15 protein-coding genes and 1 tRNA gene are annotated in these 19,436 nt (G+C 39.8%); 3 read left to right on the plus strand and 13 right to left on the minus strand.

Features of this window, described 5'->3' with window-relative positions:
* Positions 1-59: 59 nt before the first annotated feature.
* From E0D70_RS11500 to E0D70_RS11540, 9 genes are all read right to left on the minus strand, one after another.
* Positions 60-1,004: an IS1595 family transposase gene (locus tag E0D70_RS11500; RefSeq protein WP_133012513.1), complete on the minus strand. Its 945-nt coding sequence runs from the start codon at positions 1,002-1,004 to the stop codon at positions 60-62.
* Positions 1,005-1,186: 182 nt separating this feature from the next.
* Complete coding sequence (locus tag E0D70_RS11505; RefSeq protein ID WP_133012436.1) at positions 1,187-2,518, minus strand: McrC family protein; 1,332 nt, start codon at positions 2,516-2,518, stop codon at positions 1,187-1,189.
* Between the two features lie 2 nt (positions 2,519-2,520).
* Positions 2,521-4,848 (minus strand): AAA family ATPase, encoded by a 2,328-nt coding sequence (locus E0D70_RS17715; RefSeq protein ID WP_276312850.1) that lies wholly within the window; start codon positions 4,846-4,848, stop codon positions 2,521-2,523.
* 173 nt (positions 4,849-5,021) lie between these two features.
* Positions 5,022-8,195: a type I restriction endonuclease subunit R, EcoR124 family gene (locus tag E0D70_RS11515; RefSeq protein WP_133012437.1), complete on the minus strand. Its 3,174-nt coding sequence runs from the start codon at positions 8,193-8,195 to the stop codon at positions 5,022-5,024.
* Positions 8,196-8,207: 12 nt separating this feature from the next.
* A complete protein-coding gene (locus tag E0D70_RS11520) occupies positions 8,208-9,443 on the minus strand; it encodes a restriction endonuclease subunit S (RefSeq protein WP_240537086.1) in 1,236 nt (411 codons plus the stop codon).
* A gap of 1 nt (position 9,444) precedes the next feature.
* A complete protein-coding gene (locus E0D70_RS11525) occupies positions 9,445-12,126 on the minus strand; it encodes a type I restriction-modification system subunit M (RefSeq protein WP_133012438.1) in 2,682 nt (893 codons plus the stop codon).
* 48 nt (positions 12,127-12,174) lie between these two features.
* Positions 12,175-13,113 (minus strand): restriction endonuclease, encoded by a 939-nt coding sequence (locus tag E0D70_RS11530; RefSeq protein WP_133012439.1) that lies wholly within the window; start codon positions 13,111-13,113, stop codon positions 12,175-12,177.
* On the minus strand, positions 13,110-13,286 hold the full coding sequence (mads1, locus tag E0D70_RS11535; protein WP_133012440.1) for a methylation-associated defense system helix-turn-helix domain-containing protein MAD1: 177 nt from the start codon (positions 13,284-13,286) through the stop codon (positions 13,110-13,112). Before mads1 ends, E0D70_RS11530 begins: the two co-directional genes overlap by 4 nt.
* Before the next feature lie 207 nt (positions 13,287-13,493).
* The gene (locus tag E0D70_RS11540; RefSeq protein WP_133012441.1) at positions 13,494-13,673 is read right to left on the minus strand and encodes an AlpA family phage regulatory protein; all 180 of its coding nucleotides are present in this window, start codon (positions 13,671-13,673) and stop codon (positions 13,494-13,496) included.
* Positions 13,674-13,888: 215 nt separating this feature from the next.
* Here E0D70_RS11540 and radC point away from each other — a divergent pair, with 215 nt between their 5' ends.
* Both radC and E0D70_RS11550 read left to right on the plus strand, forming a co-directional pair.
* Positions 13,889-14,359: a RadC family protein gene (gene radC / locus E0D70_RS11545; protein ID WP_133012442.1), complete on the plus strand. Its 471-nt coding sequence runs from the start codon at positions 13,889-13,891 to the stop codon at positions 14,357-14,359.
* A gap of 339 nt (positions 14,360-14,698) precedes the next feature.
* Positions 14,699-15,598, plus strand: a complete 900-nt coding sequence (locus tag E0D70_RS11550; RefSeq protein WP_207923252.1) for an LPD25 domain-containing protein — start codon at positions 14,699-14,701, stop codon at positions 15,596-15,598.
* Between the two features lie 58 nt (positions 15,599-15,656).
* Here E0D70_RS11550 and E0D70_RS11555 read toward each other — a convergent pair whose 3' ends face one another.
* Positions 15,657-16,331 carry an inovirus Gp2 family protein gene (locus E0D70_RS11555; protein WP_133012443.1) on the minus strand — a complete coding sequence of 225 codons (675 nt, stop codon included), beginning with the start codon at positions 16,329-16,331 and terminating at the stop codon, positions 15,657-15,659.
* 243 nt (positions 16,332-16,574) lie between these two features.
* Positions 16,575-17,861 (minus strand): hypothetical protein, encoded by a 1,287-nt coding sequence (locus tag E0D70_RS11560; protein WP_133012444.1) that lies wholly within the window; start codon positions 17,859-17,861, stop codon positions 16,575-16,577.
* 144 nt (positions 17,862-18,005) lie between these two features.
* Between E0D70_RS11560 and E0D70_RS11565 the strand changes: the two genes are divergently transcribed.
* Positions 18,006-18,539: a hypothetical protein gene (locus E0D70_RS11565; protein WP_133012445.1), complete on the plus strand. Its 534-nt coding sequence runs from the start codon at positions 18,006-18,008 to the stop codon at positions 18,537-18,539.
* 87 nt (positions 18,540-18,626) lie between these two features.
* Here the strand turns inward: E0D70_RS11565 and E0D70_RS11570 are convergent.
* Both E0D70_RS11570 and E0D70_RS11575 read right to left on the minus strand, forming a co-directional pair.
* Positions 18,627-18,714, minus strand: a tRNA-Ser gene (locus E0D70_RS11570).
* A 94-nt stretch (positions 18,715-18,808) separates the two neighbouring features.
* The gene (locus tag E0D70_RS11575; RefSeq protein ID WP_133012446.1) at positions 18,809-19,375 is read right to left on the minus strand and encodes a nitroreductase family protein; all 567 of its coding nucleotides are present in this window, start codon (positions 19,373-19,375) and stop codon (positions 18,809-18,811) included.
* Positions 19,376-19,436: the final 61 nt, after the last annotated feature.

Genomic DNA, 19,436 nt, shown 5'->3' on the forward strand with positions numbered 1-19,436 from the left:
CTATACTGTATGCTTATAAGGGCTATCCATTTAGAGCGACCAGACACTATATATAGTGTTTATCTAGCTCTAATGCCTTTATAGGTTAGGGGTTTTGTTGTCACAGATTGCTCAAGTAATCGATAAAATAATAACCCTCTAGACCGCGATTTTCTTCTGTTAAATCTAAAGGTATATTCATCTAAATAGTAGTCGAGCTGTTTAGATTGAACAGCACCTTGATAGGTCCCTAACAACCAACGCTTTAGTAAAGAGGCTACTCTGTGAACCCCTGGCATGGTTTCGTGAGCAGGTATATTTGAACCAAGATGTACGGTCTTTTCTCTTGAGTATCCCATGCTATCAATGGAACCATAAGCCGCAGATCCGTCTGTATGAATTTGACTATCTGGTTCAATAACATCGACTATGAATTGCTCTATGTTGCTTTTCGTCGCTCTATCTACCTGTCGTAATCTGATACGACCAAACCCTTTTGGCTCAATTAACTCTATTGCGATCAACACAACAAACTTCTTCTTATCTTGTTGATTTATATTAACTAAGCCACCTACGAAGGTTTCATCTACCTCAATAATTCCTGATAACTTATCTCTTTCAGGGTTGATCATTGCATAGCGTAATCGATGTAATATCGACCAAGCTGTTTGATAGCTTCCAAGTCCAAGTAAGCGCTGTATACCAAGCGCACTTACTCCATTTTTTTGATTTGTAAGATACCAAATCGCAGCAAACCAGTCTTTAAGAGGTGTTCTCGTTTTATCAAAAATAGTGCCTGCCGTGACAGACGTTTGCTTTCGACACTGAGTGCATTTAAGTTTATTTTTAGGAAGGCTATAAGGTGCCTTGCGGGCCAAACAATTTGGGCATATGAAGCCATTAGGCCAGCGAAGCGTGTACAGATAATCACGACAAGCTTGCTCATCGTGGAACCAGTCAACAAATTGACTCCAATTTTTAGGGTAATCAATACCCGCTTTGAGTGAAGAAGATTTTTTGTTCATCACTACATATTGACATTGGTTGCTCTAAATGGATAGCCCTTATGCTTATACAGTATAGAGCTGGGTGTAAATAAAGGCTATGGATATTTAAATGTACGCCTAGAAAGTCAAAGTCCGGTCATATAGTGTAAACAGGAAACAGATCTAACCTACCTATATTAACTTTCATTTTCTTTGTAAATTCAGCTATTCGCTGTAATTTGGAGTAAAGCCGTTGTTTGGATTAAATTTTCAGGTAATTTAAAGCGTTCGTAGTTTTCTATATCTGGTGCTAAATCCATAGGAACGATCCACAAGCGAAGATTCTCATTAAAGTTAAAGCTGGTTTTTATCGGGTTTTGAAAGGTTTCACAGGAGGGGTAGATAAGTACCATATCGCCCTTACCATCGAGGTATTTGTGACCATAAGCAAACATCTGGTAGAAGTCGGATTGAGAAAGACCACCATTACTTAGGCTTTCATCTAACAGCTTCCACTTGCTATCCATAACCATTTTCTTATTGTTAGGTAAGCGAACCAATAAATCTGGTTTGAGTAGAAATTGGTTCTGTTCATTATGAATCACCAAGTATTTACTTCTTGCTTGTGTGGTAAGTGTGACCTCTTCTGCCAATTGCTCCCTTAGAATGGATGCCACATAACTCTCAAATACTGATTCCATCGGAAATAGTAGAGATAAAGCATTATGATCACCTTGCATACTCAAAGGTGAAAAACCTTCTAGAATGATTTTGGCCCAGTCAATTGGAGCATAATAGTCCTTCATGCTTCTATCGAGCTTAAGGTCGTTAATATCTTGTTTTATTGACTTAGATAAAGGGACATCTGCGAAAGCAAAGGCTAATTCACGCAATAATTTCTGATTGGTAGCCAAACGGGTGTATTTTTCTAATGTCACCATCGCTGTCTTAATTAATCGATTTGCAGGGCGATTAATCTGATATTCATCAAATTCAACATAAAACTTATGCTGATTAACAAGGTTATGGCGTAATTGCTCAGCAACCAACAACTTACCCTTTAGGAAGTTCTGGTTATCGACAGTTCTGACATAATCACTTTTTAAACCACGTTTTACAAGTAGATTAACCGATGCGAGAAATTGGCTAATAAAGACTTCAAGCAAAGGCATTTTCTTAGTGACAACGCTGGCTTGATTAGTAACAAGATGACGAAAAATACCTAAATGCTGCAACATCATCAATAAGGTATCTTGAGCCACTTTTTTCGCCAGTGCTGGATCCGATTTTTTACGCCCTATTTTTGGCAATACCTCAATATGCTCGCCCGTAGGAGTAAATAGTACTCCTACGTAGTTCTTAACCTGAATGAGCTCATAGCCATACCGTTTACATAAACTAAGACATTTTCTTGTTTCGGTCTCATAAGTGCTTAAGCTCACTTCCTTGAGATAGTTAAACGCATCACAAGAAATACAAGTCGCCTGAAGCTCAGTGGCTGCCTCTTGATCAGAGGTTAAATAATCAAATTCGAAAACAGATGTATGCCTCATGATTAACCTTCTTCAGCAGTAACATCACTCATAACCTGATAAATGCCGATATATGCGTTCGGTTCACTCCACACGCCTAAGGAACTATCAACCAAACTATATTGAACAACAGTCTGACCGTATTTATCTAGCTGATGGCCTTTACCAAAGAGTTCATTTAATGCTGTATTTTTTTGCACTTTTTTCAAAACAAATTGAAGGTTTTCTGGTTTTTGATTATCTGCTAATACCAAACGAATTTTGTCCCAATCCTCAAAAAAGTATTCTTCAAGCAATGGAATCACTTTATTTTGGAATATAGACCGAAGTTGAGTGAAAGCCAGGTCTTCTTTTTTCTCATCTAGTAAGGCTTTTACTGGCATAAAGAAAGCATGCCCCAAAGTGTGTTCTCGGTCGTAAAGAATCTCGATACGCTGATTGATCTTTTCAAGTAATTTTTCTAAGTCTATACCTTTAACTGAAACGTCTTTTAAGAGTTCAGGTTTAGGCATCATTTCAATAAAATCAAACCGACGGCGCAATGCCGTGTCCATCATAGCCAAAGAGCGATCTGCAGTATTCATGGTACCGATAATGTGTAGATTGTTTGGAACAGAGAAAGATTCTTTCGAATAAGGCAATTGCACCGACAAGGCTTCCGCAGCGCCTGCTCTTTTAGAAGGTTCAATCAGAGTAATCAGGTCACCAAATATTTTAGAAATATTGCCTCGATTGATCTCATCGATAATAAGTACTCGTGCAGGAGAAGTCACACATTTCTCCATTTTAGTTTGTAATTTTTGAAAGGACTCTTTCTCGTTTAATAAGAGGAATTGAAGTTTTTCCATATCAAGAACAAAACTAGACAACGGATAAAGTGTCCTTTGAGTAAACTGTTTTTTCATGACTTTTTCATAAGGCAAAGACTTTTCATATACCCTATGCCAAATAACAGCTCGGGTTTGAGCATAATGACTATCGACATCTGTATCATAAATATAATCACCCGTAATTTCGGCGATAGCTCGGAATTTTAGATTCCCATCCGTTACGATAACAAGATCACCCTTAGTCATAACATTTTTAAAAATATTCACCAGAGCCACATGAATATCAGCTAATTTAGAAGGGACTCCATTCGCATCAAACTGAGCAAGTACAGCCTGTCTAGAGTTACATTCCGAAAAATCTAACGAATCACCATAACCTAAACGGATTTGGTTGTTGCTTATGCAATTTTCGAAAATATTCACATCATCATGCAAGGTATTTCCTAGTGACATTTTCCAAACTTTACGCTCTTTAATCGATATGCTTTCATCAGTGCTCGATTCAATCACAGGCACTTCATCGTAATGACAAAGTTGTTTAAAGATTCCATCTTCTACTTGGTAATTAATCTGGCCATTTTCAGAATTGGCTTTTAGCCCTTCCACAAACTCTTCATAACTAAAACTTTGATGAAATGTCACAAAATGAATGCGTTTATTTGCCACTAATTCATCGTGTTTTACTTTTAATTCGACTCTATCTCCCCAAGTAAAACTAGGCTCGCATACCATTACTGCTGCTTCAATCGTATGGTAGGTTTTACCCGTACCTGGAGGCCCATAAAGGATTTGATTTAAAGCTTGGGAAGGTGAAGTTTCCATATTTTTTCTCTTGATATGATGGTCAGCCGATGGACTTTGAGCTCCATCTGTCGAGCTTGAAACTGAGACAGTCCAAATAACATTATCCAATAATGCCAGATCAAGCGATGACACATCATTAACGCTATGTTTAAAAATAGGCAATTGATGTAGAGCTTTCAGAAGGCTCCAATACTTATCAGGGTCAACACCTACCGCATTTATTTGAAGAGCTTTGCAAATTGGTTCTAATGCTTTATCTGCTGCTGAGACAAAAAAGTCTGGTCGGGAAACAGTAAGAATACGAGTTAGAAAGACAAAAGCTATCTTTTTAGAGCCACCAGCCTTACAGCCTTGATTAAACTGTTTGACAAGTTTTTTGAATTTGGTTTCTGTTATGTCACCGTGTCGAGGTATTGCTGCAAAAAAAGCATCCAAGTGAAGGTATTGTGTGGCAATGATTTTTTTTACTTCACCGTTACCACCAGGAGCTCCAAAGAAATTTGTATCAAAAGCATGAAAGTCTTCTTTTTTGGTCGTACGGCCAAGAAAGATGCTGCGTTCTGCTTGCGTCATTTTGCTTAAACGCTTCTCACTTCGAAACAACGTATTGGCAGCTTCAAGCATTTGCCGACGCTCATAGTAATCCCTTCCTTCTTGACGAAGTACTTCCTGAAAAGTTTCTTGGTCTTTTAGAGCGAATAAACGTTGTAAATCCATATCAATTCCTTTTAAGCGTTCTAAAAATAATCTTTCATTCGCATATGTCGAATAGCCCGTGAGCAACGTATAAATTCCTCTTACTAATTCAATATTGCTTGTAGCACAAGAGACTCCCTTTATGACTTCCAACAATGACTAAGTAACGGACATGTTCATTGTTTACGAATCAGCTATTGCTCTATTCCATCACTTAAAATAAAGCTTTCGAGCATCTTCGAGACTTTCAAGTTCACTTTGAATGTTGGCAGTTTGTTTTTTTCTAACTGCTCGAAGTATTCTTGGGCTTTCTCAATGTTAACTGAAGCTTTCAGCGCATCGAATCGACCAAAGCGATTAATGTCTTTTTCACTTACATTGCTTCGCATTAACTCAACAAGTAGCTCTTTATCCAGTCCTAATGCATTCACAACGGCGTTTAATTGGGCGTTTTCGGCGTTATCTTTGTAATCGTTGATGTAGTCTCTAAAGGTATGGCCCTCTATTAGCTTCGCATCACCACGCTGTAAGTCGTGTAAGAATAGCTTGGCGTATTTCTGTTCATTCTGGGTAAGCGATGAAAATGTCTTATGCAGTTCATTAAGTGTGACTTCAACACTCGCTTTATCTTGACCTTTATCGAGCTCTTTTAAAAACTTATCAAAGCGGCTGTTCATGTAATCCGCATCGATTTTTCCGGTATCAATTTCAGTTAAATAACCACTAATATCAAATGGTACATCGCCACCCGCTAAACTGTCATTATCGTTATCACCCGCTGCAAGCTCTTTGTACCTAATGGCTAAGCCTAAATAGGTTTGCTCATTAACAGCCAGCACAACATCGTGTTTTTCATCGTTTTCACCAAATGAATACGTGAGTTCGTTCCAATTCAGTCCTTGCACTTTGGCAGCCTCAAGGTGCTGATTGAACTCTTTAAATAGCGAGGCAAACTGAGCACATTCTGCTGGGTCATCCGGCAGTTTTTCGAAATTACTAATATTTGCACTAACAAACAGCTCGGTAATGTCAGCGAAAACGGTGTTCATGGCTTCTAAGTTACTTTCTAGCCTGTCCACAAACAAACCTATTGGTCTGTCGCCAGAATACAGTTTTACTGCATCTTTGATGTGTTGCTCCATCGTGTGCGGGTAACGGTAATAACGAATCGTGCCATGTGGTTTATCTGGGCCAAATAGACGGTTAGTTCTAGAAAACGCCTGGATGATATTTTGGTATTTAATCACCTTGTCTAGATACAAGGTATTCAACCACTTAGAATCAAACCCTGTCAGCATTTGATCGACAACAATTAATAGGTCTATCTGCTTAGTTAGGTCTTTGTGAATTCGCTCATAGGGTTTCTTGTGAGCGAGTCGTGCTGCTAAATCCTTTTTGAATTTACCATGATTAGCAAAGTCAAAATCTTGATCGTAGCGTGCATTATAGTCGGCCATGATTTCTTCTAACCCATCGCCTTTGAAGGTTGGCCCTCGGTCGCCACTTCCACCATCGTTGTCTATATTAGGATCAAACAGTGCCGATATCTTTAGTTCTGGCTTAGCGGTTTTTAAACGACGGTAATAATCAATTGCCTCGGCAATGCTGTTGGTGGCTAGAATGGCATGAAACTTATTGCCTTGGCTAAGTACATCCCAATTTTGCAGAATATCCGCCACGACTCTTTCCTGGTGTTCATCGCTCAAATACTGTGCCTTGGGGACATAGTCTTCTATGCCTTTAATGTATTTACCGGCGGTATCTTTATGTCCCGCCATGAGGACATCATTCATTAGCGCATTAAACTTTTTCTTTTTAACCGGATCTGCCATCGCGTCCGCAACAGAATCCGCTTTCGCTTCGGCAAGTGCTACCTCTTCACGTATGTCTTTGTCTCTAAACGTGCTGACTCGATAAGGGTCAAAACCTAATACATTGCCATCACGGATACCATCGGCAATGCTATAACGATGCAGCTCATTACCAAATACCGTACTGGTGGTGTTGCCACTCTTCTCATTTTCTTCTTGTATCGGTGTACCCGTAAAGCCAAAGAACAAAGCGCTCGGGAAGGTATTTTTAATAGTGATCAACATATCGCCGAATGTAGAGCGATGGGCTTCATCTATGATAAACACAAGTCGTTTATTACGAATTTTATCAATGTCAGCAGAATTAGTCGCCGTACCCGCATCATCAACCGCTTCAAAAATATTGCTCATTTTTTGGATTGAGCTAACAATTAAAGTTTCAGCTGGATTAGTGCTTTTTAGCTTGGTGATCAATACGTCGGTGTTTTCCGTCGCCTGGACATCTTCACCATCGCTTGCGAAATTACGATATTCTGATAACGATTGAGTGCCCAGTTCAATACGATCCATTAAAAAGATTACCTTATCGGCATCTTTGGATTGTGAAATTAGCTGTGCTGACTTGAAGCTGGTCATGGTCTTGCCTGAACCAGTCGTGTGCCATATATACCCACCTAAGCGCTCTGCATTACTACTCAAGTGCTTCCAGTTGGTTTTGGCCACTTTATCGGATATAGCATTGGCAGCGTAATACTGATAACTGCGCATGACTTTCAACACGCCATCGGAATCATCCGCAACAGTATAAAAACCAATAAGCTGGTGCGCCATGGGAATAGACAGCAATGTAGAAGCGATGTCTTTCCATTGATTCATGGGTTCGTTATTAAAGTCTGCCCAGTGGAATTGGTAATCTGGATTAAAATGTCCATCCATACCTGGGTTGGCGAAGTATATGGTTTCGTCTGGCTGCATAGTGACAAACACTTGCACTAATGAAAACAGACCTGTGAACATACCTTCTTTACTGTATTTCTCAATTTGGTTTACGGCTTGGCTTACAGGAATGCCACTGCGTTTTAATTCCACATGAATGACAGGCATCCCATTAATTAGCAGCATCACATCACCGCGTCGGTCGTTGCGTAACGGACTGCCTCGCTCAAACTTAGGTTGTTGCACGATTTGGTAGCGGCTTTGACCGGCGGCGATTTCTTGACGGTCGTAAATTTTTAGGCTGACTTCTTTGCCAAGGTGCGCGCTGTCTGCTGGGTTATCGCGCTTGATGGCGACAGTTTTGCCGTTGATTAAGCCATTCAGTTTTAGCGGTGTTTTGAGCGCGGTAATTTGCTCAATGATTTGCTGCATTTCACTGGTGGTAAGCGGTACATCATTCAAACGATCCTGCTGGCTATTGTTTTCAAATAAAATATTGGCCCAGTTTTGCAGTAAATCGACTTCGGTTTGGTTTTTTAACACCTCAGCTTCCCAACCTTTATTGATTAATACTTCAATAAAGGCCTGTTCGAAATCCGCTTCTTTTTTAAATGTGGTCATACTCGCTCCCTGCTAGACAAACATTTTGCTCAAGCAGGCTTGCTTGATGTTATTTAGTTTAGTGATTTGTTGTTGGTGTTGATTGATAAGCGCATAGAGCTTGTGAAAATAGTTGCCGATCGCAGTTTGTTCATCTACTACAGGAAAAAGCACTGGCAGATTTCTAAAATCTTGTACGCCTAATGATTTACGAGTTGAGCCGGAAGTTTTGTTATCAACATGCCCTTTGAAAACCTCTGTTCCTAAATAACTTTTTAAGAATGCAGGGTATAAGCTCTTAGGCTTGACGATTGCCAATGTAGGTGAGTAGGTATATTTCTTGCCAACATTATTCGATAAATCAATAATTTTACCTATTGAAGCGACCCTTCCATACGCAAAATCACCATTTTCGATCGTGTATCGGGCAGAATGTTCATTGTAGATATCCTGAGGAACAATTCTTACGTTTTTAAAGTCCAAAAGACCAGCATCCGATATATCACCTATACCAATAAAAGGTACTCCATTATCTACTTCATCAGGAGCTCTATGACTCGGGTGAGGGTCAATCACTTGTGCAATGTCAGATAACGGCTTCTCCTCCCACCCACCACTAAACCCTTTAAAACGGATTTCTGGGGCTGTTTCGCCTTGTTTGGGGAACATTTTCCCCAGCATGGCTTTTTTAATACTGCTGAGCTTGTCATGCTTTTGTTGGTGTTGGTTGATTAGACCGTCGAGCTTTTGAAAGTGATCTGTTATCACATTTTGTTCTGCCACACCTGGAATTGTGATCGCTCTACCTTTCCAGTCAGTAACATCAAATACTAACTTTTCAATATCGACTCCATATGAGCTAATAAAAAACAGCTTATGCATTTCAGGTCTTTTTGAAATCACAGTCCAGAATTTGGCAGTAATTTCATTACTATCTGTTAAGACAAGATACTCATTAGATACAACAGCATTGTCTAGGCTCTCTGGTACGATCCCGTTAGCACCATGGACAACCTGGCGCTTTGATATCAGATAATCACCAGCTTTGATTCCATAATAGCTCTTTACTAATATATCTTTTCCTTTTAGAGTAGCCCTAGGCACAACACCTTCGTTGCGGCGTTTTACTGTCACCAATTGATATAATTCGTTATCAAGCAGTTCAACAGGTCGCTTTGTCTCCCCTAAGATACTTCCAATTTCTTTATTCTGCCAATCATGACTAAACCCATGAAAACGAATTTCAGGCACCTTCTTCCCTAGAATCATATTACTCACCTTTCAACAAATTAGTGAGCTCGGCTAAGCCTTGCATATCGAACTCATTACCCGTGAGTTCATCCATCATGTCAGCCAGTTCTTGCTCGGTGGTTTTGATGTCGTTAGCGACTTGCGAGTAAGTGACGGCGTATTTATCGGCAAGAGCTCGTACTTGGCTGGTCATCTGGGTAATGACTGTACTTGGCATGGCAGCGAGTTCGCTTGTTAACGGCTGAATCCATTTAAGGAAAAGTAATTCGTTAACCTCTTCGTCGGTTAAGGCTTCGATGGTAGTTTTGGTTTTTAGGTGCAAGGCAATGGCGGCTTCTTTAACTGATTTTTTCAGTGTTTTTTCTTCGTCAATTAACTTACTGGTACGAATGATTTTCGCCTTATACTTATCTTCTGGTTCAACACTGTCTTCAGAAAAGATCGTTTTGCTGTCTTTCTGTTCTTTCAAAAAGACTTTAGCGGCTTTGTTCACTTCGGCATTGGCAAATCCATCTTTGCTGTCTTTTACTGTATCTTGCTCTTTTTCTTCTTCAGTCAGTGTTTCTAAGATTTCTTCAAAGGTGCTGGTGATTTCCGCTAAACGGTTTTCTTGCTTGGCTATCGCTTGCAGGTCATCTTCTAGATACGTTCGTTGTACTAGATCAAAAGGTAGAATATGGCCTTTCCAGCCATTCTGTACTTCTACTTCTTTGCCTTTTACGGTATTGATTACCAGGTTGGGAACAACCACTTTTGTGACATCAAAGCCTTTTATTTCTTCGGTATCTGGACTGGCATCCTGCTTTTCTACTTGAGTGTTATCTGCCTCGACAAAAAACACATCTGTTTGAATCATTTCAAGGTCAGCACTGATGATTTGCCATTGGTTGTTCAAGTGCTGGTAGGCTTGATATTTATCCACCAGCGTAATCGGCTCTAGTCGTTCAAACAGCTCAACACTGAGCTGTGCTTCTTGCTGGTGGCGGTTTACGACTTCCCAGCCTTCGATCAGCGTTGTGTTTAGGTGTTCATCAAATCCTTTAAAGGCGTGGTTGTAGGTTTCAATAAAACCAACCACGTCGGTATTGTTTGTAATGGTGGCGTTCACTTCGTCTTTTGATATCGCTAATTCACTGTAGGCACTGGACTTTGCGGTAAACAGCGCGTTATAGAGTCCTGGCAATGCCTCCCAGTAGCGTTTTAACTGGGCAATTTCACTGTTAGGGATGCCGCCTAACATAGTAGCGTGTAAATCCCAGCTTTCAGCGGCGGCAGAAGAATCGACATAGCGCGGTATGTTTAGGTTGTAGCCGTTTTCTCGAATGGTGGCTTTGCTGACAAGTTGCGAAAATTCATCATGGTTTTCACGGCTGATGACGGTATCGGTAATTCGTTTGATGTCAGACGCTTGCAGCTTGTTGTTTTTGCCTTCTTTTAGAAAGTGTTTAGAGGCATCGACAATTAATACATCGGTATTAGCGCGCTTTTGCTTAAGCACTAAAATAACGGTAGGAATACCGGTACCAAAGAAGATATTAGAGGGTAAGCCGATAATCGCATCAATGTGGTTGTTTTCAATCAACTGGGTACGGATTTTCCCCTCCTCGCCGCCACGGAACAATACGCCATGAGGCAACACAATGGTCATAATACCATCGGGTTTTAGGTGATAAAGATCATGCAGTAGAAAGGCAAAATCCGCTTTGGTCTTCGGTGCTAAGCCAAAACGAGAATATCGTGGATCGCTTTCTTTATGAGCAGAGTCCCAGGCTTGGGAATACGGTGGGTTTGATACCACAGCATCCACATAAAGTGCTTCGTAGGTTTCTTTTGGGTCGTTTTCATCGAAATAAGGCCAATCGTCTTCTAACGTATCGCCATTACGAGTATGAATATTGCTGGCTTTAATGCCTCGCATAATCAGATTCATACGGGTTAAGTTGTAAGTGTTGGCTTTCAGTTCTTGGGCGTAATAGGTAATGCTGTCTTTGTTTTTGGCGTATTGCCCTACTGCGTGACCAATGTTAATCAACAGGGAGCCAGAACCACTGGTAGGATCGTAAATTTCGATGTTGTCTTTATGCTTTAGTTCGTGGGCAATGATGTGAGACATAAGCAGAGAGACCTCGTGAGGCGTGTAGAATTCCCCTGCTTTCTTACCTGCATTTGCGGCAAACTTTTCAATCAAATATTCGTAAATGTATCCTAATACGTCATAGCCTTGCTTGCTATCCATTGGGATACTTTTGATTAGGTGTAACAAGTCACTGATGGCTTTGGTTCGCTTGCCAGTGCTCTCGCCTATTTTACTGAGGCCTGTTTCTAGAGTGGTAAAAATACCATCGAACAGTTTTTTATGATTTTTGTGGATTAGTCGGCTAAAGGCAGAAAGCGCATCACGTACATTAGATTCATCAAAGTCAGATTCTGGATCTACCCAGGTAGAAAATAAGTTATCGTAGCTAATGAAATAACCAAGGTTACTTTGTACGAACTCAAGCGTTTCTGCATCACTTTCATTTAAGGCTTTAATGTCTTCTTTTGTCATGCCTTGGGCAGTCACAAAAGCAACCTGCTGATCACTAAGATATTTGTAGAAGATAAAACCTAAAATATAGTCTTTGTACTCGTTCGCTTCGATCTTCGAACGCATTTGGTTTGCCGATTCCCAAATCTTAGCGGCTAGTTGCTGTTTGTTCATAGTTAACTCTTTTCCTGATTCTCAAATAGAGCGCAAACCATCAAGTGGCTAGGCTTCAAAAAATTCTTCGTCAATTTTTTTAATGTATAAGGTTTGCTCATTACGGCTACCGATGTTGTAGCGCAACATGAGCTTGGCTAAATCGTGTCCGTTTACTAATACGATTCTTGTACTGAGCTTTTGAGCGGTGTCTTTCGCTGAGTTTGTGAAGTCTGACGTGGTGATAAATAAACCTTTTTGGGCGTTATGTAAGTTTAACGCGCCAAAGAAATCACGAATGTCTCCAGAACTGACATTGTTACCTTGTTTGTATCGTTTAGCTTGAATGTAGATTTGATCGACACCGAGTGGATCTTGATTGATAACACCATCTACACCGTTGTCTCCAGATTTCCCTAAGGCGTGTGCTGTTCCCTCTTCTGTACCGCCGTAACCCATCGCTATGAGCAAGTCGATTAGTAGCTGTTCAAAGAAGGCCGGAGAGACGTTACGAGTGCGCTCCAAGACATCTTGAGCAAGTGCGTCATTAATCGTTTTGTAGGCGTTACGAAGCGCCTCATCGGGTGTGATGCCATTGTCGTCTTCGATGTCTGGTTTAATAGATGCTTGACGCGTGTCTTCGACAGTTTCTTTTGTATTGCTCAGGTTTTTAAAGGCAACAAATTCATCAAACTGTTTAAGATATTGATTGTTAATCTCAAGGCTTGGTGTGTCTAAGGCGGTAATTCCACGATCTGTAATAACAAAGTGCGCACGACGTGGACTATCAATCAGACCAGCTTTAGCAAGGTAGGTACGCGCCCAGCCTACACGATTATCTAAAATGGGTTGTTTACCACTGGGTAGCGGCTGAGCTCGCTCTTCATCTGTTAATTCAAAGTGAATCGCAATACTGTTGATGATATCGCGAAGCTTCACTTCCTCTGCTCCAGACTTCTTAAGAGCAAGTAAAAATGGCTTCATGCAATCTTGGTAATTGGGGATCATCCGTTTTCCTTTTGTTTCTCTATCCATGCTTCTAGATCTTCACGCTTAAAGCGCCACGAGCCACCTACTTTAAAGCCTGGCAACTTCCCTTCGCTGGCTAATCTGTATGCAGTTTTCTCTGCCAACTTCAAATAAGCGGCTACCTCTCTCAAGGTAAGGATTTGACCTTCCATTCAGAATACCATCTTAGCCAGATTGGATTATTTAAGAATAATACTGAGAGAATACGAGAAAATTGAGGAATGGACAATAATTCATATACCATTAACAAAACTTATAAGCTTAGGATTTATGTAGTTAACTGCCAACAATAAACAATCAAGCCCACCAGCCCCTTCATAATAGAAGGGGCTGGTGGTAGCTATCGTTGTTTCTTCTCTTTAATCACGCTGCTGAATTATTTCTTCGATCCAATCTTCAATTTCACACTCAAGCCAAGCAACGGCTCTTTCTCCAATTTTTACCGTCTTTGGGAAGCGGCCTTCACTCATTCTGTTGTAGATGGTTGAACGGCTTAAAGCAGTTTGTCTCATCACTTCTTTTAATCGCATTAGTCTCATGGTGAATTCCTATATGGTTTCATTCACCTGATTACAAAACTATGTTTGAAATAAAAATCAGCCATGCACAGAGAAAGGCTACAACCCTTATAAACACTACACTTCCACCCTCCCGTCCGTACACAACAATGCTTTTTCTAGATCAATTCTCAAGGATTCCTGATGCCTATATTACTTATTTGCAAACAATATTTAATGCAGAAGGATTTATACGAATGATTAACTCAAACGAATATGTAACCAAGTTACCAATGACTGCGGATCAAGTCCTAGAGCTCGCTTCTGAAATAATTGTGTCCAGGTATAAGCGCGGCGAAGTTATAAACAGCACCGAAACTGCCAAACAGTTTTTACACTGCAAACTAGGAAGCTATGAAAGAGAAGTATTTGCTGTGCTGTTATTAGACAGTCAGCACAACCTAATCGAGTACAAAGAGCTCTTCTTTGGAACGATTGACTCTGCAAGCGTATACCCAAGAGAAGTCGTTAAGGTTGCTCTACAACACAATGCCGCTGCAGTGATGTTTGCCCACAATCACCCATCAGGTGATCCAGAGCCTTCTATGGCAGACAAGAGCATTACGCACAAACTGACTGAAGCATTACAAATCATTGATATACGGGTTCTGGATCACATCGTGGTTGGTAAGAGCTGCGTATCCTTTGCCGAACTAGGCTTGTTGTAACCTTCGTATATTCAAGAAATACAAATCTAGCGACAAAACTAACAACTTTAAAGTTAAGGACACTCCATCATGTTCGCAAAATTATTATTACGAATGAATACCCTATTTTTGCAATACTCACATGACAGCCATGACATGATTACGACATGCAAACAAATACTATTTGATATCTATGAACGCCTCGCTAACTGGGGAAGAATCATGCTGTATCACACGTTACACTGGACTTTAATCAAGATATTACTTTAGCTGCCATTTCTAACATCTCTCAATCAAACCACCACTTCTCCTCGCCCTTATCCCTATCGCAATACATCTCAGCATAAGAAGGTTTATACGATGAAAAACACACACAACAATTCCCTTAACACAATGATTACACCCGTATCAGTATCCGTTCACTGGTCAGAGTCAGGTCTATTTAAAAGCATGGTAACGTATGACTTCGTAACTTTTGAATCAATGGCCTTTGAAGCCGCTGTGAGCAACCTTGCTGGAGGATATGATAAAACTCGTATTACTGTGAATCTTTCAGATCACAGCCAATACGAATGTCGCCTTGACTTAGGTGTTGGAGATAACGAACTTGGCTTTGCCGATCACTGTATAAGTATCATTGAATTCAACCAGAGACGGTTAGCCGATAACTGTACAACATTGAACAATCTAAATGATCAATACATCAGTATGATCCGAACCATCACCAAGTATGAGTTTGATAAGTCCGCAGTCTTTGATGCTCGCACTCGTATGAAAGAAATATGCGAACACAATAAAAAACTTCAGCACCAAAGAGATGAAGCTTTACTTGAATCAAAGAAAAATATTGAGGCTATAAAACGTGCTGATGAAAAACAATTTCAAGACTCTTTGATGATTCCTCAATGGGCAAAATCAGTGATTATTGCTACCCATACAGAATACGATGAGATAAATAGTGATCCTTATGCAGACTACTATCGAAGTAAAACAACACGAACTATCATCTTAGCTTGGTCAAAGCATACTAGGATGTTGTTTAGTGAGTTACGTAAAGCCTGTGGAAATCACTCAGACCTCAAATTCCTTGCAGATAAAAATCAAAGCAAAGAACACCGACAGAACTACAGTATGGGAAATGGATACTTCTTAACAGATAAAGACTTTATCCGTGAGGGCTGGATAGTGAAAAAACATATATTCTCTGATAGCAAAAATAAAGCCAGCCAAGTTCCTCTTGGGGAGCTTGTAGCTCATTAAAGCAATGAAGCATACAAGTACCATTCGGTGCTTGTATGCAATTCACCATCATTCATTTTTATTTTTGACTGCAGCCAAAGCTCCTTCTACCTTGTCCGTATTGCTTTGTATCTATTTTTGAGAGATAACTGATCCAATGTGCTACTGACTCTAGTGGCGTAGCATCAACCTTCATAAACTCATCGTATGACTTAGTTGGATTAAGTTCATTAATATTGATACGCATTATTGGACCAGGGAAATGAACAAGCCCACTACAAGGGTTTTGCTCGATATGAAGAGCACGGCACCAAGCAATATTCAGCATGTAGCATAATTGACCTCGCATAGGGTTACTCAAGTCACCATAGTTACGAAAACTGTCTCCGTTCATCAGGAAAAAAACATGATAATGAACATTCTTAGAAGAAGACTGTTCTCGGCACCAGACATATCGAACTGCAGTCTTATGTACCCTACATCCACTTTTAGCACGAGTCTTAAGCTCCGCACATACTTGCTCTTTGAATGAAGCAATAAAACGACTTAGGCATTCGTTATCCGCCATGGAGCACTGGTATGACTTTGGAAAGCGTAGTTCAGCATGAAAAACGATACTGCGAGGATGTTGAGCAAACGCCTTACTCATTACATTATGCGTTTGAGCAAGGTAACACTCAACTAATTGGTAGTTAGGATTGACAGGTAAGTTTCTGTATTGGTTACTGCTTAGTATTGAAAGATGTTTCTGCATAGCTGATCTCCTGTGATTCTATTCACAGGGTTTACCAACTATGTTTTTTAAAACTCTTACATGCAGCTAATACTACTTATATAGCCTTATAGCCTTATAGCCTTATAGCAGTGTGTAGTCTTATCTATTCTTAATATTGGTTAAGATTACAAAGTATATATCTATTACAGACAAAAATGGAAAAATGAAAACCATACTCCACGGGGTGTGTAGCCTTTAACAAAGAAAAAAATCGCTCTGGAGTTATTGCTCTATATGGTTATAAATATATCTGACTTGAGCAAGAAAGCTTCGAAAATCGAGCTCTGCAAATCGATTCAGACTATCAACTGGGAATAAGCGTCCACTTTCAATGCATTGTTTAACTTTCAATTGATGGTCATAACATGATCGATCGTCTAGAAAGATGACTTCAAAGCTAAAAGTAATCACACCGTTACTTGTCTTCTTATTTTTACATGTCTCTTTCAATATCAAGGCACCTTGAAGCTGAAAGTCCTTTCTATAGACAAATTGCAATAGAGCCCTGTAGATACATGCTTGTCGGTAGCTCCAAATGCTAATCAGTTTACACAACTCAAGATAAGCCAAAGAACTATCATTTTGGGTTTTAGGCATTACTTCTTCAAGAAGACATTTGGTTATCTTGCCATTAAGTATTTGCTCTCTAGATAAAACTATGCCTGATGACAGAGATTGAGACGCATACTTTGTAATTAAACTTTGTATGGCATCGCAGGTGCGCCTGTCTTTGATGATGAGATCTTTTACTTTACTGATATCCACTTCTCTTTCAACCTGAAGGTGTGATGAGCTTAAATCATTAGTAAAAACACGTAGCATCTCAGAATGCCCAAAGTATTCAAGATCAAGTTGATTGATAAACTCCACCCTCAATCTAGAAATATTCAAAAAAGCTCCATTTAGGAACGGATGCATAACATCTAAGACCAATGAACTTTTAGTTTTACCAAAAAGATTTTTATAGCTCCCACCCTGTACATACTCCCTTATGATTCCGTTACTTATTAAAGTTTTAATTCTGAGCTTTATGCTGTCATCACTAACCCCCATCAGCCTAGAAAAACCAGACACAGAGATACTATCAACTCGCCCTAGTGGATCAGAACTCAAGACTAGTATTAGCAAGAAAAAACGATTTGAATTAGACAGTCTCTTGACTTCATTTCTTCTTACAATAGGCTCATACAATCCACATATTACCTTCAAGTATCTAAAAGCATCTTCTCCTGCAACGCTTGCTAAAACACGATCTCTTTTTATGAAGTTAGAACATTCCGTCGTGAGTAAATAACTATTTGGATACTTAGGACTAGGGCTTTTTTCAACACTCAAAATTTTCATAGACTGCATTTTTTTAAAGAACGCAGTAATGCTTTTTTTAGATGCTGGATGATCTTTAACTAGCTGTTGAATGCTGCAAGTGAAAGCCTTCAACACTCCATAACGCAGAAAAAGAGACAGCAAGAGCAATCGCTCGTCAGCCGTTAGACTCTGATGATTAATCACGACAACACCTTATATATATGGGCCTACAACTAGTGGATATTGAGAACACTAACTAGTTTAGAAACTAGTTACATAAAAATCAAATATGATAACATGACTAATATTCAGTCATTTTTAACATTGCAAGAATAAGGTAAATGCGAAATGAAAACTACTGACCAAGAAAAAATGAAGAAGATTTTAAAATGGATTAACCCACAAGATACAGAACAGTCCGAATGGCTTGAGAGTTATTTGGAGAAAAAAAAAGAAGTTCAATCACTCAATAGATTAACTATCAGAGCTCTTGGAATTAGCAACTTAGAAGACAAAATAAATGCGTTTAAAATAGCGTCATACAACTGGCCAGATACACTTGAAACAATGGCGTTTTGTAACCGAATGAAAGCAGCTTGGAACCAGTATAAGAAGAGGAAAAATTCAAAGCTAATTAGTGGAGAATTTACGATCTCAAAGGAAGCATATAATGAGTTAAAACGATTAGCTAAACAGAGCAAGGTTAGCCAAAGCAAAATTATAGAGAGCTTTCTGTTGCAATTGAAAAAAAATCGTACAGATGAACAGTTAATGAATAGAGTAAACAAACCAAAACCAGAAGCTCAACGTGGAATATTTCAAAGAAAGCAAAGAACAAAGCTAACTTACAACACCAGTAATGAAAACAAAAAAACCAGCTAGACGTTAGTCTAACTGGTTTTCTATTGATGTACTTTTTGATGTACAATTTCTAGAAACACCCTGTAACCCATGATTCTAGAGGGATAATGGCGGTGAGCAAGAGATTCGAACTCTTGATGCCTTTCGACATACACGCTTTCCAGGCGTGCTCCTTCGGCCACTCGGACAGCTCACCAATACCGGCCAATCACGCTCTGCGTAATTTGTGGGCGTATAATAATTATGAAGTCATTGAATTGCAACCAATTTTTAAATAAAGAATCTCGTTATTAACAGCTAACCCATTCAATTCGTTCTTTAATACCCGTGTCTTCTGGTACTGTTGATTTTGCTGTTGGTGTGCCGACATAAATTAAGCCAACAATTTGGTCCTCTGCATCAAGCTCTAATAGTTCTTTCGTTTTGGATGTAAAACAAGCCGAACCACTGCGCCACATTGTTCCGTACCCAAGTGCATTTAAGCCAAGCATCGATTGTTGAGCGGCGGCGGCTGTCGCCATAATCTGTTCAATATCCGGCACGGCCGAATGCTCTTGTATATGGGCGTATACCAATAAAATGGTCGGCGCTCGAAATGCTTTTTTAACAAACGAAGCCTCTTTTGAAGGATCGAGATCATCTAATTCACTTAATGCCTGCTGCCAATAAATCTGCCCTATTTTATTGCGCCCTTCCCCTTCATAAACTCGGAAGCGCCACGGCTTTAGGTTACGATGATCTGCTGCTCGGCTGGCTGCATCTAACACTTCCAACCATTCTTCTTTACTTGGACCTGGGGATGCTAGTGCTGGTTGTGAGACTCGATTCCGCATAAATTTTATAAAGTCATTACTCATAAAGCGCTATTTTCCTTTCGACATACGTAAAGATTAGATTGGAGATACCAGTAATGATAAT

Origin of the sequence: Marinomonas flavescens (genome assembly GCF_004352835.1) — a bacterium.
Lineage (GTDB): Bacteria > Pseudomonadota > Gammaproteobacteria > Pseudomonadales > Marinomonadaceae > Marinomonas > Marinomonas flavescens.